Here is a 23212-nt window from a genome sequence, read left to right on the forward strand (position 1 = left end):
AGGCGACCTCGAAGGTCGCCTCTTTGCTACCGGGCAGAATTACTGCACGGTCGGTGCTTCGCCCGCTTCCTGCATGCGCTGCATCTCTTGCGCGTACAGGGCGTCGAAGTTGACCGGCGACAGCATCAGGGCCGGGAACGAACCACGGGTCACCAGGCTATCCAGGGTCTCGCGGGCGTACGGGAACAGGATGTTCGGGCAGAACGCGCCGAGGGTGTGGCTCATGGAAGAGGCGTCGAGGTTCTTGATCAGGAAGATACCGGCCTGCTGAACTTCAGCGATGAACGCCACTTCGTCACCATTCTTGACGGTCACCGACAGGGTCAGCACCACCTCGTGGAAGTCGCCTTCCAAAGCCTTCTGCTTGGTGTTCAGGTCCAGGGCAACGCTCGGCTCCCAGGTCTGACGGAAGATCTGCGGGCTTTTCGGGGCCTCGAACGACAGGTCGCGCACGTAGATACGCTGCATGGAGAACTGAGGGCTGTTGTCTTCGGCTGCTGCGCCGTTGGTCTGTTGGTCAGTCATGGCAGATCCTTATCCTAATGTTTTTGAATGCAGTGCAAATCAGGCCTTGAGCAGCGCGTCGAGCTTGCCGGCGCGCTCCAGGGCGTAGAGGTCATCGCAGCCACCGACATGGGTACTGCCGATCCAGATCTGCGGCACCGAAGTCCGGCCGGCCTTCTGGCTCATCTCGGCGCGTACCTGCGGCTTGCCGTCGACCTTGATTTCCTCGAAGGCCACGCCCTTGCTCTCGAGCAGGTACTTGGCACGCATGCAGTAAGGGCAGTAGTCGCTGGAGTAGACGATGACGTCGTTCATATCACTTCACCAGGGGCAGGTTATCGGCTTTCCAGCTGGAAACGCCACCGCTCAGCTTGGCGGCGGTATAACCAGCCTTGAGCAGTTCGCGGCAGATGGTGCCGGACTGCTGGCCCATTGCGTCGACGACGATCAGGGTCTTCTCTTTGTGCTTGTCCAGTTCGGTCATGCGGGTGGCGACCTTGTCCTGCGGGATGTTCACCGCACCAACGATGTGGCCGGCGGAGTATTCCTTGGCAGGGCGGATATCGATGACAAGGCCCTTCTCGGCATTGACCAGGGCGGTCAGTTGGCCATTGCTCAGGCTCTGGCCGCCACGGCGGATTTCATTGAGCAGCAGCAGGACCAGCAGAACAACGAAGATCGCAACCAGGATGTAGTGATCTGTCGCGAATTGAATCAGGTGAGCAACCATCAGCGGTGTTCCAGGCGATTGAAAATGCCGGCCAGTATACACAGCCCCCAATGACCACCAAAGTCCGACAGGCCGGTGGGAAAACTACCTTCCCGTTCTCGCGGGCGCCGCGCTGGTCAGGGAACAGGACGAATATTCGCCGCAGGTGGCGCATTTGCCCTAAAATGCGTGTCTTTATCATCTTTGAACAACCGTGAGTTTGATTGATGACGAGTACGCCCAAACCCCTGGTCCTGATCATCCTGGATGGCTTCGGCCACAGCGAAAGCCCCGAATACAACGCCATCTATGCCGCCAACACTCCGGTCTATGACCGCCTGCGTGCCACCGCGCCGCATGGCCTGATTTCCGGTTCAGGGATGGACGTCGGCCTGCCGGACGGGCAGATGGGCAACTCCGAAGTCGGTCACATGAACCTGGGCGCCGGCCGTGTCGTCTACCAGGACTTCACCCGCGTCACCAAGGCCATTCGCGACGGCGAGTTCTTCAAGAACCCGGTGCTGACAGGCGCGGTGGACCAGGCTGCAGGTGCCGGCAAGGCCGTGCATATCCTCGGCCTGCTCTCCGACGGCGGCGTACACAGCCACCAGGACCACCTGATTGCCATGGCCGAACTGGCCGCGCAGCGTGGCGCCGAGAAGATCTACCTGCATGCGTTCCTCGACGGTCGTGACACCCCGCCGCGCAGCGCGCAATCGTCCATCGAGCTGCTCGATTCGGCCTTTGCCAAGCTTGGCAAAGGCCGAATCGCCAGCCTGATCGGCCGCTACTACGCGATGGACCGCGACAACCGCTGGGACCGCGTCAGTGCCGCCTACAACCTGATCGTCGACAGCGTTGCCGAACACACTGCAGACAGCGCTGTTGCCGGGCTCGAAGCGGCCTATGCGCGCGACGAGAGCGACGAATTCGTCAAAGCCACGCGTATTGGCGAAGCTGTGAAGGTCGAAGATGGCGATGCCGTGATCTTCATGAACTTCCGCGCCGACCGCGCACGTGAGCTGTCGCGCGTGTTCGTCGAAGCCGATTTCAACGAGTTCCCACGGGCACGCCTGCCAAAGCTGGCCGCCTACATCGGCCTGACCCAGTACTCGGCGAAAATCCCGGCCCCGGCGGCGTTTGCCCCGGCCAGCCTGAACAACGTGCTGGGTGAATACCTGGCCAAAAACGGCAAGACCCAGCTGCGCATCGCCGAGACCGAGAAATACGCACACGTCACCTTCTTCTTCTCCGGGGGGCGCGAAGAACCGTTCGAAGGCGAAGAGCGCATCCTGATCCCGTCGCCGAAAGTCGCCACCTACGACATGCAGCCGGAAATGAGCGCCCCAGAGGTCACCGATCGCATCGTCGAGGCCATCGAGCAGCAGCGCTACGACGTGATCGTGGTCAATTACGCCAACGGTGACATGGTCGGCCATACCGGCGTGTTCGATGCCGCAGTCAAGGCCGTCGAAGCCCTGGACGGCTGTGTCGGTCGCATCGTCGAGGCACTGGACAAGGTGGGCGGCGAAGCGTTGATCACCGCAGACCACGGCAACGTCGAGCAGATGGAAGACGAATGCACCGGCCAGGCGCATACGGCCCACACCACCGAGCCGGTACCGTTCATCTATGTCGGCAAGCGCCAGGTCAAGGTTCGCGAGGGCGGCGTACTGGCCGACGTGGCGCCGACCATGCTCAAGCTGCTTGGGCTGGAAAAACCTGCGGAAATGACCGGCACCTCGATTCTGCTCGAGGATTAAGCGGCAAGCGGCAAGCGAAACCTGGCCTGGCGCCTGCTTTTGCTTGCCGCTTGTAGCTTGAAGCTTGCCGCTGACGCCGTGAGGCGTTTTTTTTGCAGCCCCGGGCGGGCATACTAGGCCAGTCTCCATCCTTGGTACGCCCAACCTCATGCTTCGCGCCCTGATTCTCCTAGCCCTGTCTTGCCTGCTCAGCCCGGCCTTCGCCGACGAGCGCGCACAGACCCAGCAACAACTGGACGCCACCCGCCAGGACATCGCCGAGCTCAAGAAAACGCTGGGCAAGCTCCAGGCAGAAAAATCCGGCGTGCAGAAAGACCTCAAAGCCACCGAGACCGACATCGGCAACCTCGAAAAGCAGGTGGAGGCTCTGCAGCAAGAACTAAAAAAGACCGAGGGCGAGCTGGAGCGCCTTGATACCGAGAAAAAAAAACTCCAGAGCTCGCGCATTGAACAACAGCGACTGATCGCCATTCAGGCGCGGTCCGCCTACCAGAACAATGGCCGTGAGGAATACCTCAAGCTGCTGCTCAACCAGCAGAACCCAGAAAAGTTCGCCCGCACCCTCAGCTACTACGACTACCTGAGCAAGGCGCGTATGGAGCAGCTGCGTGCCTTCAACGAGACCTTGCGCCAGCTGGCCAATGTCGAACAGGACATTTCCCGCCAGCAAGAACAGTTGCTGGCCCAGCGCGCCGATCTCGACAGCCGCCGCCAGGCCCTGGAAGCCGAACGTGGCAAACGTCAGCAGGTGCTGGCCAAGCTCAACAGTGACATGAAAGACCGCGACAAGAAGCTGCAGGCCCGTGAACAAGACCAGGCCGACCTTGCCAAGGTGCTCAAGACCATTGAGGAAACCCTGGCCCGTCAGGCCCGTGAGGCCGAAGAAGCGCGCAAGAAGGCCCTGCTGGCCGAGCAAGAGGCCCAAAAGCGCCGACAGCAGGAAGCGCTGGCCGCACAGCAAGACAGCGAACCGCCAAAAAAGGCGCGCACCACCCTAGGCCCGTTGGTTTCCAGCAGCAGCTCAACCTACGGCGGTGCTTTTTCTGCCGCACGGGGCAAACTTCCCTGGCCCGTCAATGGTCGATTGCTGGCACGTTTCGGTGAAGCCCGTGGCAGCGATGCCCGAGCCAAGTGGGACGGCGTGATGATCAGCGCCAACCCCGGCACCCAGGTGCGTGCCGTGCACGGCGGGCGCGTGGTGTTCGCCGACTGGTTGCGCGGTGCTGGACTTCTGGTCATTCTCGACCATGGTAATGGTTACCTGAGCCTGTACGGCCACAACCAGAGCCTGCTCAAGAGCGCCGGGGACATCGTCAAGGCCGGCGAGGCCATTTCCACCGTTGGCGACAGCGGCGGCCAGGATGCCGCCGGCTTGTACTTCGCCATCCGCCAGCAGGGCAGGCCAACCGACCCTTCGCAGTGGTGCAAAGGTTAAGGTTAAAGCCTAGTCACTTTTTTACGGCCCGGCGCCCCACGCTGGGCCGATGCTCCCCAGGGAGCGCCTACAGGATCAGGAGTTCGTTCGACATGCTGCACTCGCCTCGTCTCACCCAGCTGGCCCTGACCATCGCCCTGGCGACTGGTATGCCTTTGGCCATCGCTGCCGAGCCGGCGCCCGCCAAGCCCGCCGCGGTGCCAGCCACCGAGGTGACCGCCAGGGCGCCGCTGCCACTGGAAGAGCTGCGCACCTTCGCCGAGGTCATGGACCGCATCAAGGCGGCCTATGTCGAGCCGGTAGACGACAAGACGCTGCTGGAGAATGCCATCAAAGGCATGCTCAGCAACCTCGACCCGCATTCGGCCTACCTTGGCCCCGAGGACTTCCAGGAACTGCAGGAAAGCACCAGTGGCGAGTTCGGTGGCCTGGGTATCGAAGTCGGCCAGGAAGACGGCTTCATCAAGGTGGTCTCGCCCATCGATGACACCCCCGCTTCGCGCGCCGGCGTGCAGGCAGGCGACCTGATCGTCAAGATCAACGGTGCGCCCACCCGCGGCCAGAGCATGACCGAAGCCGTGGACAAGATGCGCGGCAAGGTCGGCGAGAAGATCACCCTGACCCTGGTACGTGACGGCGGCACCCCGTTCGACGTGAACCTGGTCCGCGCGGTGATCCAGGTCAAGAGCGTGAAGAGCCAGTTGCTGGAAAACGACTACGGCTACATCCGCATCACCCAGTTCCAGGTCAAGACCGGCGACGAAGTGGGCAAGGCATTGGCCAAGATGCGCAAAGACAACGGCAAGAAACTGCGCGGCGTTGTTCTGGACCTGCGCAACAACCCCGGTGGCGTGCTGCAGTCAGCGGTGGAAGTGGCCGACCACTTCCTGACCAAGGGCCTGATCGTGTACACCAAGGGGCGTATCGCCAACTCCGAACTGCGCTTCTCCGCCGACCCGGCCGACGCCAGCGAAGCCGTGCCACTGGTCGTGCTGATCAACGGCGGCAGCGCCTCGGCCTCGGAAATCGTCGCCGGCGCCCTGCAAGACCAGAAACGCGCCGTACTGATGGGCACCGACAGCTTCGGCAAAGGTTCGGTGCAGACCGTGCTGCCACTGGCCAACGACCGTGCCCTGAAGCTCACGACCGCACTGTACTTCACCCCCAATGGCCGCTCGATCCAGGCCCAGGGCATCGTGCCGGACATCGAGGTGCGCCCGGCCAAACTCACAGCAGAGGTCGATACCGAGAACTTCAAGGAAGCCGACCTGCAAGGCCACCTGGGCAACGGCAACGGTGGCGCTGACCGCCCGACCGGCAGCAGCAAGCGCAAGGAGCGTCCGCAGGACGATGACTTCCAGCTGAGCCAGGCGCTCAGCCTGCTCAAGGGGCTGAACATCACCTCAGGCAAATGATTCATCCGTTGCGGTATCTGCTGCCCGTGCTGTTATGCCTGTCGGCCGCGTTCGCCCATGCAGCGCCGGCCAACAAGGCCTACATGAGCATCATCATCGACGACCTGGGCCAGAGCACCGAGCGCGACAGCAGAACGCTTGCGCTGCCTGGCCCTGTGACGATGGCGATCATGCCGGATACCCCCCACGCCAGCGAGTTCGCCCGCCAGGCGCACAAGGCGGGCAAGACGGTAATCCTGCATATGCCCATGGACCCCGCCACCGGGCCCTATGCCTGGCACCCGGACATCGCCTTGCCGGAGCTCGCCAGGCGACTGGACGCGGCCTTGGCCAAAGTGCCCTACGCCGCCGGCATCAACAACCACATGGGCAGCCGCATGACCGCCCAGCGTGGCGCCATGACCTGGCTGATGGGGGAACTCCAGCGGCGGCATCTGTTTTTCGTAGACAGCCGTACCAGTGCTGCCACCGTCGCCGCCGCCGAGGCACAGGCACAGGCCCTTGGGCATGTGTCGCGCGACGTGTTTCTGGACGACGTACGCACCACAGAGGCCATCACCACACAGCTGCAGCAAGGCGTGGCACTGGCACACAGGCAAGGCTCGGCTGTGCTGATCGGGCATCCTTATCCGCAGACCCTGCAAGTACTGGAACAGCAAATGCCCCGGCTCAAGAGCCAGGGCATCGAACTGATCACGCTCTCACAGATGATCGCCGAGCGCGGTAATCAGGCAATGCCCGCACACGGCAAGCACGGCCGCTACAGCAACCGCTGAGGCATTTCAGTCGAAAGGGATCAGGCCCTCCACCTGGTTCAGGCGTAAATTACCCCGGTAGATCGCCACCAGGGCTTCACCGCTGGTCGCTGCCCGCAGCTGCGCCAGGCGCCCCAATTTGCGCTGCGCCCACAGCTTCAGATGGCCCTTGCTGAATTGCCGCGCCGTCGTATCCATGTCCAGGTAGTGGAAGTGCGCCTCCCACAGCCCGTCGCCTTGAGCCTGCCCGGCCCGCGGCATACGCCTGATTTCGTAGACATCCAGGTAATCGCCCGCTGCCAGCAGCTTGCGTGGCCCTGCGCGGTGTATCGTCACTTGGTGGTTGTCGAGCAGAAAGCGCAGGCTACTGGCATCCGGATGGTCGGTTGACAGGTAGATACCGGTCAGCAGATCGCGACGGGTGGCCTGCAAGCGTTCAATGGCCGCCCCCAGCTGCTCGAACAAAGCATCGTCAGGGGTCATGCGGGGCAAAGTACTGTGAGCAATCCGCAGTTTTTCCAGGTGCCCATCGACGACCGTGGCCAAACCATTGGGTTGCTCAGCCTGGAAAAAGCTTCTGGCCAGTTTGTTGATCCGATCGACCTCGTCAAGCAGTGCCTGAGCCCGCTTGCGTGCCAAGCGTGGGATCTGCGGCGAGAATGGCGGCTTCGCTTCATCGGGCTGTGGCGCATCCTCGACCCATTCATCACCTTGCTGACGGAAGGTTTTCAGCACATGCCGGGTACGTTCGTCGCGCTGCTGGACGACCGCCACCCCATCCAGCTCGACTTCCTCGCCCAGCACCTTGCGCCCGCGATGGGTGCGGACCAGCTTGCGCCGCCCGCCGCGCGGGGTGTAGAACACCGGACGCGGCGCGGCAGGCTCGGACAGTTCCTGCTCGCGTACCGCTTGGGCCAGCTCGTTCTGGGCGGCACGCTGCAAACCGCGCAGCGTTCTCTTGTACTGCTGCAACGGTTCCTGCCTGATCGCGGCGCCGCCCACACTGCCCAGGTAATCGGCCATCGCTGCGGCTTCTTCATAACCTTCCAGGATGCCGCTCAAGACCTCGATCTGCTCGGCCAGCGCCAGGTTACTGCCAGCCAGATCGCCGTGCGCGTTGCCTGCACTTTTCAGGCTGTCGCCGGCCAGGTACTCGAGGTATTGCGACAACACCCGTTCCTCCACATCGGCCAGCCGGTCCAGGCTGACCTCCGCCAAGTCCTGGAGCAGGCGAAAGTCCAGATCGATGGCCGATACCCGACGCGCCTCAATAGTACCTTTGAGCTCGGCTTCCTTGTTGATGCGTTGGTGGGTTTCATCGTTTCTGAAAACGTAACTGTCGTCCTTGAGCGTTTCGTCGAGCAGGGTGTCGAGCAGTCGGGACATGTCCACAAGGTCCGACTCCCACTTGATGACCTCTTCCAGTACGCTGCGAAAGTGCTCGTACTGGCTGATCTCCTCTGCCTGCTCAGGGTGTATGACGACCTGGTCGGCCAGGCTTTGCACATCCTCATCATTGATGATGGAAGCCAGTTCGTTATAGAACGTCGAAATATTCTCGATCAGGCTGTGGCGGATCCTGCTGCGCTGCTCCCTGACAGCATTGCTGTAGGCATTGTTGTCATGGCGCATGCTGAAGAGGCTGGCGACCACTCGCTCATGCTCGAGTGAGTTCCGATCAGGCTCTTGACCTCATAGACAATCTTCAAGTTGATCTGCTTGCGCAGGCGTTGGGTCAGTTCCAGTTCGCGAAGGGCCAAGTCGTCCGGCTCGGCAAGCGCCTCGAGCACTGCGATGCGCTTGTCCTTTTCACCGAGCAGGTCGCGGTGCCTGTTCAGCGTATCTGCCAGCGCATTGTGCTGGCGGGCCAGTACTGTTTCTTCGCTCTTGAGTTGCTCGATTTTCTTGCGATTTTCCTCTTTCAAGGCTTCAAGGCGACTGCGTGGCATGCCGCCTTGCAAGCGCAAGCCACGATCGACACGCCATTGTCCGTGCTCGAACGCCAACCAGGGCCCCAGGCCGCCGTCGGCCCCCACCATACGCAAACCTTGCTCCTCAAAGGTGGCCCGGTACACACCATCGCCTAGCGTAAGGTAATAGTGCTCGCCAACGCGGTACAACCCGCGTTCCGCTCCCGCTGCAAGCGGTTCCAGGCCTTCCAGCGATACATCCACGCGCATACCGGACACCACCTTGCGCTGCTGCGGTGAGAGCACATTGAACCCCTGTGTGCCACGCCAGGAAAAATCCAGCCGGGTAGAGCCATGCTTCGCCAGCCCTCCTGGAACACCAACCTTGCCTTGTATGGGAACAACCATTGCTTGTGCGCCAGGCCACGCAGGCATTGCGCCCCGAGCGGGAAGGTCCCTTACAGGCTCGCTTAAGTGCAACCGCGGCAAACGCAAATGCATCAAGGCCATGCAGGCGTTGAGCAACAGGTCCACCACAGCTGCACTGCGCTCGAACGCACTGCCATCGCGCAAGGCCACCAGGTCGTCGTGCAATCCGGAAATGGCCTGTACCAGCCAGGCAACGACGGCCACAGGCCCACGCAGCAGCAACGTTACAACGTCGAACAACAGCCAAGCCCCCTGAACGAGAACCGCCCAGCGACTCTCGGCATTGGAAACCGATTCGCGGTCAGCCAGTTCCACCAGCAGGTTGCGATTGGCCTTATACAGCCTCACATCCACATCATTGCGCCAGAACTGCGCTGCGAAAGTTGGTGGGCGCCCTCGCTCAGGCAGCAAATCGCTTGCCAGGATAGGCCCTGGCCAATGCGGCTCGTAAAAGCCGCCATATGCGTAGGCGGCACGCGAGGCGGGCGACATCCACTCAAGGACGCTGTCCTGCAATGGCCCGGGCTTGCGGATTGCAGCCATCATCAGGTCCAGGCTGGCAAACTCGAGCAGCGGCGTTGCGTTGTACAGAGGCCGATACAGCAAAACCTTTGCAGGCTCAGCAGCGAACAGAACATACATGCCACTGACCTCATCCTGCTCGATCGCGCTCGCTTCACGCCTGAAGGCCAGAGGCATCAGCATCAGCGCTGGCAATTGCGGGTCAAGGTAGCCGTGGCAAAAATCGGTCACACACTGCAAGCCTGCGTCGCTCAGCCCGCCCTGCAAGCGGGCATAGAGCGCGCTGAACAGTAGTGAACACCGCCATTCACGGCCAAAGCGTTTGATCCGCTCGGTCTGTGTAGCGGGGTCGTCCAGCTTCTGCGCGACGTAGGTGGGGTAGTGCTTGCCGATGTCGACACGCTGCACCAGCGACTTGACGTAGTCGACATTCATCCAGTCCATGATCAACTGGTTTTCACGGTGCGTTATGCCGGTAAGCTGCGCGCTCTGCAGCGACCAGAGGTTACCGATGGCGAAATCGGTCAACGTCATGCTGCGGTGCTCAACCGCCGAATCGCCCGGCCCGACGCCGGCACCACCGGGCCAGCCGGCATTGATGGTCAGTTGCAGAACCAGGTCATCCGGAAAATAGTTGGCCTCGACCGGGAAATCAGCAAGCATTCGCGCCCGCAGCGCTTGACGGGTGTAGCTGCGCAGATCAAGTACATCCTCAAGCGCCCCACCCCCTTCGGACTGAGCCTGAGCCAAAGCCAGTTCGAACACGCCCCGTTGATAGACAAAGTTATTTGCAGCATTGCTATTTCGCAGGCCAGGCGGCAATGCAATCTGTGCCTCGCTGGCTTGGCCGTAACCTTCAATGAACCAGCGCGCGGGGTCGCTCAGCGCAGAAAAAGCCCTCTCAAGCAGCGAACAGTCTGGCAACTGCGCGTAACGCAAACGCCCTATGTCATCAAGCATGATCTCCAACAACAGGCTGCTTTGCTGGGCAAACACGTCACCTTCCAACTCATAGCGGTGCCATGCCATGGATTCGAAGCGCTGGTGCTCGGCAAACTCGTCACGTAACGTTTCAGCGAAGTCATCCAGCGATGCAAATGCCCTCACCAGGCTGGACGGGGCGCACCACAGAAACACCTCGCGCTCGTCCCACTCGCCCCTGACCAGCAGGTTAGGCAACCACTGAGCGTCGTTATCGAGTTGCACCTGGACCATAAATACAGAAGGAGTGGCGCCGTGATTCTTGAGCAAGCTGAGCAAACACTGACGTTGCTGGTCGTCCAGGCTTTGCAATCTCAAATTCTGCAGCAATGCCGTTTTGAGCAGGTGCTGCAGCCACAGGTCCCGGCTCACGCCTTGACTGCCTGACGCCGTCCAGTAATCGACCAGGGCTTGGCAGAAGTTGTCCGCAAGCATAAGCAGGAGGTCATCCAAGGCAGCCAGTTGGGGCCGGATCGAAATCGCCCCAGACGGCAATTTGTTGCCCTGCTGGTCGCGCAGGAACCAGGGTTCCCGGACTGCCAGCAGGAAATCCCCACCGTCAGCCCCCAGCGATGCCAGGGGTTGGCGGGCGTGAAATGCCTCAAGCATGACCTCCAGCAATGGCCGGGGCGTCCACGCGTCGTAGGTCTGCGGGCCGGACGCAATGCGGGCAGGGATGTTGAGTATGAGCGGTTCGGCATCGGGCAGCCTGGCGCCGGCCAAAGCGGCATGACAGGGGACCAGCAATTCGAGAATCTGCTGGCTCAGAACACTACGTAGGGTTGGACGACTGAAAAACTCGGTAGCAACTGCCCGACGAAAGTCAGGCACAGGACTTGGCTGAATGGGCATGGGGCGGCTTCCTCGCGACAAATGGAGCGCAAGGATGTGCCAAGGGGCAAAGTTCGCTGCGTTACATAAAGCTGGAGCCGTTGGGCGGCCGGCATCCGGCCGCCCAAGGGCTAACCGGATCAGCTGTAGACGCGGCCCAGCAACTGGCGATGGCTCTCGAACTGGTCGAGTACATCACGCACGATCTGCTCAGGCGCGAAGCCCATCAGGTCGTACTCCTGGCTGCCATCGTGCAGGTACACTTCGGCGCGATAGAAGCGCTGGCGCACCTGCGGCTCGCCCTCGACCGGCGCATCGCTCGGTGCGGCCATGTAACCGTCCAGGCTCACCTCGTAAACGAAGGGGTTGCCCTCTTCCATCATCACCCGCAGGCCCATCATGTTGCGCGACTGGCCAACACGGCTCTCGACATCAAAGCCCAGGGTGCGCAGTTGCTCGGCTGCTTCTTTCAGGGCCGGGCTGACCTGCTTGTCCATGAAGCGCTGCACCACGGCCTGGGTCGGCTGCAGCTCCAGCTGGCTCAGGCGCTCGGTGAAACCGCGACGGCCACGGGCGGCCAGCTCGGCACGCTCCTGCTCCACGGCAACGTCCTGCTTCATGGCCTTGTACAGGCCGAACATGAACAGCACCAGCACCACCGAGAAGGGCAGGCCCGCCAGCACCACCATGGTCTGCATGGCTTCGAAGTTACCGGCGAACAGCAGGCCAATGGTGACCAGGGTGATGATCACCGACCAGAACACCACCATCCAGTGCGGGGCATCTTCGTCGACCTTGCCGCCCTTGCACGACAGGTTGGCCATCATCACCGCACCGGAGTCGGCCGGGGTGAGGAACAGCACGAAGCCCACGAACACCGCCACACCGATCACGATCTTGGCGGCTGGGAAATACTCCAGCAGCTGGTAGATCGACATCGACGGCTGCTCCAGCGCGGTCTTGCCCAGCTCCACGGCGCCCTGGTTGATCACCAGGTCAAGTGCGGTATTGCCGAAGATCGACAACCAGGCCAGGGTGAAGCCCAGCGGGATCAGCAGTACGCCGCAGACCAGCTGGCGCACGGTACGGCCCTTGGAGATACGGGCAATGAACATGCCGACGAACGGGCCCCAGGAGATCCACCACGCCCAGTAGAACACGGTCCACAGGCCCAACCAGCGCTCAGAGTTGCCGGCCTCGCCTTCGTAGACATAAAGGTCGAAAGTCTTCAGCACGATGCCATTGAGGTAGTCGCCGATGTTCTGCACCAGGCCGTTGAGCAGGTGCAGGGTCTCGCCGCCCAGCAGCACGAAGATCAGCAAACCACTGAACAGCATGATGTTCAGGTTGGACAGGCGGCGGATGCCGTTTTCCACACCTGACACCGCAGCCACCGTAGCCACGCCGGCCATGACCAGAATCACCACCAGCAGGTTGGTCTGGCTGTGGTCCATGCCGAACAGGTATTCAAGGCCCGAAGACACCTGCATCGCACCGATCCCCAGGTTGGTCACCAGACCGAGCAGGGTGACGAACATGCCGAAGATGTCCACGGCATTGCCGGCAGCGCCCTTGACCCAACGCTCGCCGACCAGCGGATACAGTGCCGAGCGCAGTGCCAGCGGCTGGTTGTGCCGGTAGGCAAAGTAGCCTACGGCCAACCCGACCAGGGCGTAGATCGCCCAGCCATGCAGGCCCCAGTGCAGGAAGGTCAGTTGCAGGCCCTGGCGCGCGGCCTCGAGGCTGGCAGGGGTGCCCTGGGGCGGATTGAAGTAGTGGTCCAGCGGCTCGGAGGCGCCGAAGTACAGCAGCGAGATGCCGATACCGGAGGAAAACAGCATGCCGGCCCAGGCGCCGTAACTGAAGTCGGGCTGGTCATCCTTGCCGCCAAGCTTGAGCTTGCCGTAATCGGAGAACGCCAGGTAAACGACAAACAGCAGGTAACCGCAGATCACCAGCATGTAGTACCAGCCGAAGGTGCGCGTCAGCCACTTCTGGGCCACGCCCAGTACCTGACCGGCGGTTTCGGGAACAGCGATAAGCAAGGCAGTCAGAACGAGGATCATCAGCGCGGAAGTGAAAAACACCACGCGATTGACCCGTACCCTCTCGGCGGGGGGTTTGGTAAGGGAGGCAGAACTCATTGCACGAATGCTCCGGGCAGTGCGGCTGTGGAGGCTAATCAGTCTTTTCCCGAGCAATTGGTGGAATACCCCCACTGCGTCAGGTGTTATAAAAGCACCTTGGAAACCGTGATCCCTGATAGAAACGTTGCAAAAACCAGACAGGTGGTCGGCGCAAATGCTTCGCCAAATCAGATTGGTGCGCGCATTCGTCACAGAGCACCCCGCCCGCTCCAAGGGCCTGCCGCAGGTCGATGACCGCTCGGCAGAATCTGCAGTTCGCATCGCTCATACCCGTCAACGCCTTGTATTCCGGGGGTTACGCGATTTCCTGGGGTGTCAATCCGTGCCCTCGAAACAGCCTGAAAAACTGTCAATGGCACAAATTGTCGCAGAGCTTATTCTTTATTGATTGAACGTTCAATCAAAACAAAATAGACTGGTCCTCGCCGAGTCAGCCGCACTTCGTCTGCTCGTCAGGCCTGAGGAGATAGCAAGATGCCCAAGGTCGGTATGCAACCCATCCGCCGCCAGCAATTGATCGAAGCTACGCTGCAAGCAGTCGATCAGGTCGGCCTGGGAGATGCCAGCATTGCGCTGATTGCCCGTTTGGCCGGTGTGTCGAACGGCATTATTAGTCACTACTTTCAGGACAAGAACGGCCTGATAGCGGCGACGATGCGCTACATCATGAACATGCTCAACGAGGGCGTGATCGCTCGTCGCCAAGCGCTGACCGACGACAGCCCGCGAGCCCACCTGAGGGTGATCATCGAAGGCAACTTCGATGCCAGCCAGGTGAATGGCCCGGCAATGAAAACCTGGCTGGCCTTCTGGGCCTCCAGCATGCACCAGCCGTCCTTGCACAGGTTGCAGCGGATCAACGATCACCGCCTGTATTCCAACCTGTGCTGCCAGTTCCGCCGCGCCATGCCGCTCGATGAAGCGCGCACCGCCGCCCGCGGCCTGGCTGCCTTGATCGACGGGCTGTGGCTGCGCGGAGCGTTGTCGGGCGATGCCTTCGACACCGGCCAGGCGATACAGATCGCTTACGAATACCTGGAACTACAACTGGCTAAACAGCAGCGCCCGGACACGCAACCACCGGCCTCTGAAAAAACGCGCACAGCCCTTGCCCAGCCGGCCGGAGCGTGACGCGAAAGCCACTCACACACTGCACTTGCGAGGACACTATGGCCCGTTTCGGAACGCAAAAACTCTACATTGACGGCGGTTATGTCGACGCTGGCAGCGACGCCACCTTCGAAGCCATCAACCCGGCGACCGGCGAAGTCCTCGCCCACGTGCAGCGCGCCACTCAGGCCGACGTCGAGAAAGCCGTCGAAAGCGCCGAGCGCGGTCAGAAAATCTGGGCCGCAATGACTGCCATGCAGCGTTCGCGCATCCTGCGCCGTGCCGTCGACATTCTGCGTGAGCGCAACGACGAACTGGCCATGCTGGAAACGCTGGACACCGGCAAGTCGTACTCCGAAACCCGCTACGTCGACATCGTCACTGGCGCCGACGTGCTGGAATACTACGCAGGCCTGGTGCCGGCCATCGAAGGCGAGCAGATTCCGCTGCGCGAAAGCTCGTTCGTCTACACCCGCCGCGAGCCGCTGGGCGTGACCGTCGGTATCGGCGCCTGGAACTACCCGATCCAGATCGCCCTGTGGAAGTCCGCCCCAGCCCTGGCCGCCGGCAACGCGATGATCTTCAAGCCTTCGGAAGTCACCTCGCTGACCACCCTGAAACTGGCCGAGATCTACACCGAAGCCGGCCTGCCGGACGGCGTGTTCAACGTGCTGACCGGCAGCGGCCGTGAAGTCGGCACCTGGCTGACCGAACACCCGCGCATCGAGAAAGTCTCCTTCACCGGCGGCACCACCACCGGCAAGAAAGTCATGGCCAGCGCTTCGAGCTCCTCGCTCAAGGAAGTCACCATGGAGCTGGGTGGCAAGTCGCCGCTGATCATCTGCGCCGACGCCGACCTGGACAAGGCCGCCGACATCGCCATGATGGCCAACTTCTACAGCTCCGGTCAGGTCTGCACCAACGGTACCCGCGTGTTCATCCCTGCCCAGATGAAAGCGGCCTTCGAAGCCAAGATCGCCGAGCGCGTTGCCCGTATCCGCGCCGGCAACCCGGAAGACGAAAACACCAACTTCGGCCCGCTGGTCAGCTTCCAGCACATGGAAAGCGTGCTGGGCTACATCGCCAAGGGCAAGCAAGAAGGTGCCCGCGTACTGTGCGGCGGCGAGCGTCTGACCGAAGGTGATTTCGCCAAAGGTGCTTTCGTGGCTCCGACCGTGTTCACCGATTGCACCGACGACATGACCATCGTCAAGGAAGAGATCTTCGGCCCGGTGATGAGCATCCTCACCTACGAAACCGAAGAAGAAGTCATCCGTCGCGCAAACGACACCGAATACGGCCTGGCCGCTGGCGTGTGCACCAACGACATCACCCGCGCCCACCGCATCATCCACAAGCTCGAAGCCGGCATCTGCTGGATCAACGCCTGGGGTGAATCGCCAGCCGAAATGCCGGTCGGTGGCTACAAGCAGTCGGGCGTCGGCCGTGAAAACGGCATCAGTTCGCTGGCGCAATACACTCGCATCAAGTCGGTCCAGGTCGAACTGGGCGGCTACGCGTCGGTCTTCTGAGAAACTCAGCTCCAAGCCGCGAGCAACAAGCTGCAAGTAAGTGCCGGGTGCATCATGCCCCGGCCCTTGCAGCCCTAATCCATTCGCGAGCTTCGCACGGCTGTGTTTTTTTGCAGCTTGTAGCTTGAAGCTTGCCGCTGCTTTCGAGGAGAAAGCCCATGGAATACGATTACATCATCGTTGGTGCCGGCTCGGCCGGTAACACCCTGGCCACTCGCCTGACCGAAGACGCCAGCGTCACCGTCCTGCTGCTCGAAGCCGGTGGCCCCGACTACCGCCTCGACTTCCGCACCCAGATGCCGGCCGCCCTGGCATTCCCGCTCCAAGGCCGTCGCTACAACTGGGCCTACGAGACCGACCCGGAGCCGCACATGGACGGCCGCCGCATGGAATGTGGCCGCGGCAAGGGCCTGGGTGGTTCCTCGCTGATCAACGGCATGTGCTACATCCGCGGTAACGCCCTGGACTTCGACGGCTGGGCAAAACTGCCGGGCCTGGAAGACTGGGCTTACCTGGACTGCCTGCCGTACTTCCGCAAGGCGGAAACCCGTGACATCGGCCCCAACGATTACCACGGTGGTGAAGGCCCGCTCAGCGTTGCCACGCCCAAAGCCGGCAACAACCCGCTGTTCAACGCCATGGTCGAGGCCGGCGTACAGGCCGGTTACCCGCGCACTGAAGACCTGAACGGCTACCAGCAGGAAGGCTTCGGCCCGATGGACCGTTCGGTGACCAAGAACGGCCGCCGCTCCAGCACCGCCCGCGGTTACCTGGACCAGGCCAAGAAGCGCCCGAACCTGACCATCGTCACCCATGCCCTGAGCGACCGCGTGCTGTTCGAAGGCAAGCGCGCCGTTGGCGTGACCTATCTGGTCGGCGACAGCGAGGAGCGCGTCGAAGCCCGCGCCCGCAAGGAAGTCATCGTAAGCTCTGGCGCCATCGCCTCGCCGCAATTGCTGCAGCGCTCCGGCGTGGGCCCGCGCGCCCTGCTGGAAAGCCTCGACATCCCGGTCGTGCACGACCTGCCGGGCGTCGGTGGGAACCTGCAGGATCACCTCGAGCTTTACCTGCAGTACGCCTGCACCCAGCCGGTGTCGCTGTACCCGTCGCTGCTGTGGTGGAACCAGCCGGCCATCGGTGCCGAGTGGCTGTTCAACGGCACCGGCATCGGCGCCAGCAACCAGTTCGAGGCAGGCGGTTTCATCCGTACCCGCCCTGAGTTCGAATGGCCGAACATTCAGTACCACTTCCTGCCTGTCGCGATTAACTACAACGGTTCCAACGGCGTGAAGGAACACGGTTTCCAGGCACATATGGGCTCGATGCGTTCGCCTAGCCGTGGCCGCGTCCAGGTCAAGTCCAAGGACCCTCGCCAGCACCCGAGCATCCTGTTCAACTACATGGCCACCGAGCAGGACTGGCAGGAGTTCCGTGACGGTATCCGCCTGACTCGCGAGATCATGGCCCAGCCAGCGCTGGACCCGTACCGTGGCCGCGAGATCAGCCCGGGCGCGCACGTGCAGACGGACGAAGAGCTGGACAAGTTCATCCGCGAGCACGCCGAAACCGCCTTCCACCCGTCCTGCTCGTGCAAGATGGGTACCGACGACATGGCGGTGGTCGATGGCGAAGGCCGCGTGCACGGCATGCAGGGCCTGCGCGTGGTGGATGCGTCGATCATGCCGATCATCATCACCGGCAACCTCAACGCCACCACGATCATGATCGCCGAGAAAATCTCGGACAAGATCCGCAACCGCAAGCCGCTGCCTCGCAGCACTGCCAAGTACTACGTGGCCAACGGCGCCCCGGTAAAAGGCAAGCCAATGCGTGAAGTGAAGCAGGCCTGACCTGCACCGGCCTCATCGCCGGCATAGGCAACACAAGAAAAGGCACCCACCGCGGTGCCTTTTCTACATCTGCAGAAACGCTTTACATGCTGCCAATTCATCAGGTTAGAATCGATTGGCACGCGACCTGCTAGTTCTTCAAAGCTATCGAGTCCTCTTCCCCGCGTTATCCCGGAGTACCTGCCTTTGGATGCAAGCACCATCAACAGCCTGTTCCTGATCGGCGCATTGCTGGTGGGCGCAAGTATCCTGGTCAGCTCGCTGTCGTCGCGCCTTGGCATTCCAATCCTGGTCATCATCCTCGCGGTCGGCATGCTCGCAGGCGTGGACGGTGGCGGCATCATCTTCAACAACTACCCGACCGCCTACCTGGTGGGCAACCTGGCACTGGCGGTGATCCTGCTCGACGGCGGCCTGCGCACGCGGGTAGCGAGCTTCCGCGTGGCCTTGTGGCCGGCATTGTCGCTGGCCACCATCGGCGTGATGATCACCACTGCCCTCACCGGCCTGGTCGCGGCCTGGCTGTTTGACCTCAGCCTCATCCAGGGCCTGCTGATCGGCGCCATCGTCGGTTCCACCGACGCCGCAGCGGTGTTCTCGCTGCTCGGGGGCAAAGGCCTGAACGAACGGGTCACGGCCACGCTGGAGATCGAATCGGGCAGCAACGACCCCATGGCCGTCTTCCTCACCGTCACCCTGATCGACATGATCGCCAGCGGCCAGACCGGGCTGCACTGGAGCCTGCTGGGGCACTTGCTGCGCGAGTTCGGCATCGGTGGCCTGCTGGGCCTGGGCGGTGGCTGGCTGATGCTGCAACTGGTCAACCGGATCAACCTGGCCGGTGGCCTGTACCCTATTCTGGTCATCGCTGGCGGGCTGGCGGTGTTCTCGCTGACCAACGCCCTGCACGGCAGCGGCTTCCTTGCCGTTTACCTGTGCGGCCTGGTGCTGGGCAACAAGCCGATCCGCAGCCGCCACGGCATCCTGCACATGCTCGACGGCATGGCCTGGCTCGCCCAGATCGGCATGTTCCTGGTGCTGGGGCTGCTGGTCACGCCACATGACCTGCTGCCGATCGCCCTGCCCGCACTGGGCCTGGCGCTGTGGATGATCCTGATCGCGCGGCCGCTGTCGGTGGTTGCCGCACTGCTGCCGTTCAAGGCCTTCCATGGCCGCGAGAAAGCCTTCATTTCCTGGGTCGGCCTGCGCGGCGCGGTCCCCATCATCCTCGCGGTGTTTCCGCTGATGGCCGGGTTGCCTGACGCGCAGCTGTTCTTCAACCTGGCGTTCTTCATCGTGCTGGTATCGCTGCTGGTGCAGGGCACCAGCCTGCCGTGGATGGCCAAACTGCTGAAAGTCACGGTACCACCGGACCCGGCACCGATCTCGCGGTCTGCGCTCGAGGTGCACATCACCAGCGAGTGGGAGTTGTTCGTCTATCGCCTGGGTGCGGAAAAGTGGTGCATCGGTGCCGCCCTGCGCGAACTGAAGATGCCCGAGGGCACCCGCATCGCCGCGCTGTTCCGTGGCGAACAGCTATTGCACCCCTCCGGCAGTACCGTGCTCGAAGTCGGCGACATGCTTTGCGTGATCGGCCACGAACACAACCTGCCAGCACTGGGCAAACTGTTCAGCCAAGCCCCGCAACGCGGCCTGGACCTGCGCTTCTTCGGCGACTTCGTGCTCGAAGGCGATGCCGAGCTGGGCGCGGTGGCAGCCCTTTACGGCCTGAAACTCGACGGCCTGGACGCAAAAATGCCGCTGGCGCAGTTCATCCGACAGAAGGTCGGGGGCGCTCCAGTAGTGGGCGATCAGGTCGAATGGCACGGCACGATCTGGACGGTGGCGACCATGGACGGGAACAAGATCCAGAAAGTGGGCGTCAGATTCCCCGAAGGAACGCGACCCGGACCAGGATTGTTCCTCTAAACTTCGTTTCTGCATGATCCACAAGTAGTCTGCCTATGTCCCTGCGCGTGTACCTTCGCACAGCCCTGCTCGGGCTGTGCCTGTCCCTGCCGTTCGCCGCTGCTGCGGCCGAAGCCCCGAGCGCTGCCAGTATCCAGAACAGCCTCGACAAGATCGCCGAACGCAAGCTGCCCGAGGCCGATCAGAAGGCCTTGCAGCAGGTGCTCGAACAAACCCTGAGCCTGCTTGCCAACAAGGAAGACAGCGAGAAGAAGCTTGCCGCGCTCAAGCAACAGCTGGCTGGCGCCCCCAAAGAGACCAGCGACAGCCAGAAAGAACTGGCCAAGCTCAAGGCCAGCAAGCCACAACCGGTGGCCCAGCGCTACGCCAGCCTTAGCGTGCCGCAACTCGAACAGATGCTCAGCGAACGCAACACCCTGCAGGGCGAGCTGCAAAAAGCGCTGTCCGACGCCAACAGCCTGATCATCAATTCGCAGACCCGCCCCGAGCGCGCTCAGGCTGAGATCAGCAACAACCAGAGCCGCAGCCAGCAGATCAACACTATCCTCAAGAGCGGCAAGGATGGCGGCAAATCAATCAATGCCGACCAGCGTAACCAGCTCAATGCCGAACTGGCCTCGCTCAACGCCGTGACCCTGCTGCGCCGCCAGGAGCTGGCCGGCAACGGCCTGCTGCAAGACCTGGGCAACGCCCGCCACGACCTGCTGATTGAACGCACCGCACGCCTGGAACAGGAAATCCAGGACCTGCAGACGCTGATCAATGAGAAGCGTCTGGCCCAATCCCAGCAAACCGTCACCCAGCAGTCGATCGAAGCGCAGAAGGCTGGCGGCAGCAGCCTGCTGGCCAGCGAAAGCGCAGCCAACCTCAAGCTTTCCGACTACCTGCTCAAGAGCACCGACCGCCTTAACGAGCTGACCCAGCAGAACCTGCGCACCAAGCAGCAGCTCGACAGCCTGACCCAGGCCGACCAGGCCCTGGACGAGCAGATCAGCGTGCTCAAGGGCAGCCTGCTGCTGTCAAAGATCCTCTACAAGCAGAAACAGGCCCTGCCGCACCTGAAGCTCGACCGTGACCTGGCCGACCAGATCGCCGACATCCGCCTGTACCAGTTCGAGATCAACCAGCAGCGCGAGCAGATGAGCAGCCCCGTGACCTACGTCGACAAGCTGCTGGCCAACCAGCCGCAGGAAGACGTCACCCCGGCCCTGCGCAAAGCCCTGCTGGAAGTGGCGATCACCCGCAGCGACCTGCTCGAACGCCTGAACCGAGAACTGTCGGCGCTGCTCAACGAATCGATCACCCTGCAGCTCAACCAGAAGCAGCTGCTCAGCACTGCGCAAGGCCTGCGCACCACGCTCGACGAACAGATGTTCTGGATCCCGAGCAACAAGCCGCTGGACTGGGACTGGTTGAAGTCTGTTCCGGAGCGCTTTGCCAAGCAGGTCGCCGACGTGCCTTGGGGGTCTGGCCTGAAGGAGCTGGGCGACGGGCTGAGCCAGCGCCCATTGTTGTTCCTGCCGCTACTGCTGGTGATCGGCGCCTTGCTGTGGCGCCGCAAATACCTGTACCAGCGGCTGAGCAAGGTGCACCAGGACATCGGCCATTTTCGCCGTGACAGCCAGTGGCATACGCCCCAGGCGATCCTGATCAACATCCTCCTGGCGATGCCAGTGAGCCTGGGCCTTGCCCTGTGCAGCTATGCCCTGCAGATCGACGCCCGCGGGCAGAACGCCAACCTTGGCTCCGCGCTCTGGCAACTGGCCCAGGCCTGGCTGGTGTTCTACACCGCCTACCGCATACTCGCCCCGGGCGGGGTGGCGGAAGTCCACTTCCGCTGGCACAAGCCGCAAGTCGAGTTCCTGCGCGGCTGGGTGCGCAGGCTGGGCACCGTGGTGCTGGCGCTGGTCGGCGTCGTGGCGGTGGCCGAGCACCAGCCGTCGGCACTGGCCGACGACGTGCTGGGCATCGGGGTAGTGCTGACCTGTTATGCACTGATGGCCTGGCTGCTCAGCCGCCTGTTGCTGAGCAGCCCCGCGCACCGCGACGCCTCGCTGTTCCGCAGGGCCGTCGGGCTGGCCTTCACGGCCTTGCCGATCGCCTTGTTCGTGGCAGTCTGCTTTGGTTATTACTACACCGCACTCAAACTCACCGACCGGTTGATCTACACCCTTTATCTGCTGATGTTCTGGCTGGTGATCGAGGCCGCCTTCGTACGCGGCCTGTCGGTTGCCGCGCGACGCCTGGCCTACCAGCGTGCCCTGAGCAAGCGTGCGGCCGCCAAGGAAGGGCTGGATGGCGAAGTCATCACCGAAGAGCCGACACTGGACATCGAGCAGGTCAACCAGCAGTCGTTGCGCCTGATCCGCCTGGCCTTGCTCGGTGGCTTCATTGCCGGCTTGTACTGGGTGTGGGCCGACTTGATCACGGTGTTCGCCTACCTCAACAACTTCACCCTGTACGAATACACCAGCGGCACCGGCACGGCCGCCAGCATGGTGCCGATCAGCCTCGGCGACCTACTCGGCGCGCTGGTGATCGTCGGCATCACCTTCGCCCTGGCCGGTAACTTGCCGGGCCTGCTGGAGGTGCTGGTGCTGTCGCGGCTGAACCTGGCCCAGGGCAGCGCCTATGCCACCACCACGCTGCTGTCGTACACCATCGTCGGTATAGGCATCGTCAGTACCCTGTCGACCCTCGGCGTAAGCTGGGACAAGTTGCAGTGGCTGGTGGCAGCCCTGTCGGTCGGCCTGGGCTTCGGCATGCAGGAGATATTCGCCAACTTCATCTCCGGCATCATGATCCTGTTCGAGCGCCCGGTGCGCATCGGCGACACCATCACCATCGGCAACCTGTCCGGCACCGTGAGCAAGATCCGTATCCGCGCCACCACCATCACCGACTTCGACCGCAAGGACATCATCGTCCCCAACAAGACCTTCATCACCGGCCAGCTGATCAACTGGTCGCTGACCGACACGGTCACCCGCGTCACGCTGAAACTGGGCATCGACTATGGCTCCGACCTGGACCTGGTGCGCGAGCTGCTGCTCAAGGGCGCCCACGAGAATCCACGGGTGCTCAAGGACCCGGAGCCGCTCGTGTACTTCCTCAATTTCGGCGAAAGCTCGCTGGACCACGAACTGCGCATGCATGTACGGGACCTGGGCGACCGCAACCCGACGCTGGACGAGATCAACCGCTTTATCAATCGCGAGTTCAAAGCGCACAACATCAAGATCTCTGTTCGCCAGGTCGAGGTGTACCTGATGGACATGCAGGGCGGCAAGCAGCAGCTGATACCGGTGGAGCAACCGAAACCGGATGGCACTCAACCAGTGTGAGTAGACGCCGTAGCGCTTGAACACCCAAAATACATACGAGGGCTGC

At 62.2% G+C, this 23212-nt stretch carries 16 protein-coding genes; 10 read left to right on the top strand and 6 right to left on the bottom strand.

Annotated features, from left to right (window positions below):
• Window positions 1-39: 39 nt before the first annotated feature.
• Genes secB through NGJ21_RS10350 form a run of 3 tightly spaced genes read right to left on the bottom strand, consistent with a single transcriptional unit; the run spans window position 40 to window position 1234 of the window.
• Window positions 40-525, bottom strand: coding sequence for a protein-export chaperone SecB (gene secB, locus NGJ21_RS10340; protein WP_012312355.1), 486 nt, complete (start codon window positions 523-525; stop codon window positions 40-42).
• Window positions 526-564: 39 nt separating this feature from the next.
• Window positions 565-819: a glutaredoxin 3 gene (gene grxC / locus NGJ21_RS10345; RefSeq protein WP_046784989.1), complete on the bottom strand. Its 255-nt coding sequence runs from the start codon at window positions 817-819 to the stop codon at window positions 565-567.
• Between the two features lies 1 nt (window position 820).
• Window positions 821-1234, bottom strand: coding sequence for a rhodanese-like domain-containing protein (locus tag NGJ21_RS10350; protein ID WP_046784988.1), 414 nt, complete (start codon window positions 1232-1234; stop codon window positions 821-823).
• A 206-nt stretch (window positions 1235-1440) separates the two neighbouring features.
• On the opposite strand from NGJ21_RS10350, the gene gpmI reads away from it, so the two are divergent.
• The 4 genes from gpmI to NGJ21_RS10370 all read left to right on the top strand — a co-directional run bounded on the left by gpmI (window position 1441) and on the right by NGJ21_RS10370 (window position 6602).
• Window positions 1441-2976, top strand: a complete 1536-nt coding sequence (gpmI, locus tag NGJ21_RS10355; RefSeq protein WP_125923655.1) for a 2,3-bisphosphoglycerate-independent phosphoglycerate mutase — start codon at window positions 1441-1443, stop codon at window positions 2974-2976.
• A 148-nt stretch (window positions 2977-3124) separates the two neighbouring features.
• Entirely contained in the window at window positions 3125-4411 is a 1287-nt protein-coding gene (locus tag NGJ21_RS10360) for a murein hydrolase activator EnvC family protein (protein ID WP_115273389.1), read from the top strand.
• A gap of 92 nt (window positions 4412-4503) precedes the next feature.
• Window positions 4504-5826: a S41 family peptidase gene (locus NGJ21_RS10365; protein WP_046784985.1), complete on the top strand. Its 1323-nt coding sequence runs from the start codon at window positions 4504-4506 to the stop codon at window positions 5824-5826.
• Window positions 5827-5834: 8 nt separating this feature from the next.
• Window positions 5835-6602 carry a divergent polysaccharide deacetylase family protein gene (locus tag NGJ21_RS10370; RefSeq protein WP_115275464.1) on the top strand — a complete coding sequence of 256 codons (768 nt, stop codon included), beginning with the start codon at window positions 5835-5837 and terminating at the stop codon, window positions 6600-6602.
• A 6-nt stretch (window positions 6603-6608) separates the two neighbouring features.
• Here NGJ21_RS10370 and NGJ21_RS10375 read toward each other — a convergent pair whose 3' ends face one another.
• The 3 genes from NGJ21_RS10375 to NGJ21_RS10385 all read right to left on the bottom strand — a co-directional run bounded on the left by NGJ21_RS10375 (window position 6609) and on the right by NGJ21_RS10385 (window position 13341).
• Complete coding sequence (locus tag NGJ21_RS10375; protein ID WP_251962074.1) at window positions 6609-8213, bottom strand: hypothetical protein; 1605 nt, start codon at window positions 8211-8213, stop codon at window positions 6609-6611.
• Complete coding sequence (locus NGJ21_RS10380; RefSeq protein ID WP_251962075.1) at window positions 8144-11275, bottom strand: dermonecrotic toxin domain-containing protein; 3132 nt, start codon at window positions 11273-11275, stop codon at window positions 8144-8146. Before NGJ21_RS10380 ends, NGJ21_RS10375 begins: the two co-directional genes overlap by 70 nt.
• 119 nt (window positions 11276-11394) lie before the next feature.
• Complete coding sequence (locus tag NGJ21_RS10385; RefSeq protein ID WP_237859345.1) at window positions 11395-13341, bottom strand: BCCT family transporter; 1947 nt, start codon at window positions 13339-13341, stop codon at window positions 11395-11397.
• A gap of 214 nt (window positions 13342-13555) precedes the next feature.
• Between NGJ21_RS10385 and NGJ21_RS10390 the strand changes: the two genes are divergently transcribed.
• From NGJ21_RS10390 to mscK, 6 genes are all read left to right on the top strand, one after another.
• Window positions 13556-13789 carry a hypothetical protein gene (locus NGJ21_RS10390; protein ID WP_125923652.1) on the top strand — a complete coding sequence of 78 codons (234 nt, stop codon included), beginning with the start codon at window positions 13556-13558 and terminating at the stop codon, window positions 13787-13789.
• Between the two features lie 86 nt (window positions 13790-13875).
• Window positions 13876-14532: a transcriptional regulator BetI gene (betI, locus tag NGJ21_RS10395; protein ID WP_039601898.1), complete on the top strand. Its 657-nt coding sequence runs from the start codon at window positions 13876-13878 to the stop codon at window positions 14530-14532.
• A 38-nt stretch (window positions 14533-14570) separates the two neighbouring features.
• Window positions 14571-16043 (top strand): betaine-aldehyde dehydrogenase, encoded by a 1473-nt coding sequence (betB, locus tag NGJ21_RS10400; RefSeq protein WP_046784980.1) that lies wholly within the window; start codon window positions 14571-14573, stop codon window positions 16041-16043.
• A 158-nt stretch (window positions 16044-16201) separates the two neighbouring features.
• On the top strand, window positions 16202-17893 hold the full coding sequence (gene betA / locus NGJ21_RS10405; protein WP_251962076.1) for a choline dehydrogenase: 1692 nt from the start codon (window positions 16202-16204) through the stop codon (window positions 17891-17893).
• Window positions 17894-18079: 186 nt separating this feature from the next.
• Window positions 18080-19822, top strand: coding sequence for a potassium/proton antiporter (locus NGJ21_RS10410; protein WP_115273385.1), 1743 nt, complete (start codon window positions 18080-18082; stop codon window positions 19820-19822).
• 35 nt (window positions 19823-19857) lie between these two features.
• Window positions 19858-23166 carry a mechanosensitive channel MscK gene (mscK, locus tag NGJ21_RS10415; protein ID WP_251962077.1) on the top strand — a complete coding sequence of 1103 codons (3309 nt, stop codon included), beginning with the start codon at window positions 19858-19860 and terminating at the stop codon, window positions 23164-23166.
• Window positions 23167-23212: the final 46 nt, after the last annotated feature.

This window comes from Pseudomonas sp. Marseille-Q5299, from assembly GCF_943737035.1.
In the GTDB taxonomy this organism is placed as follows: Bacteria; Pseudomonadota; Gammaproteobacteria; order Pseudomonadales; family Pseudomonadaceae; genus Aquipseudomonas; species Aquipseudomonas putida_E.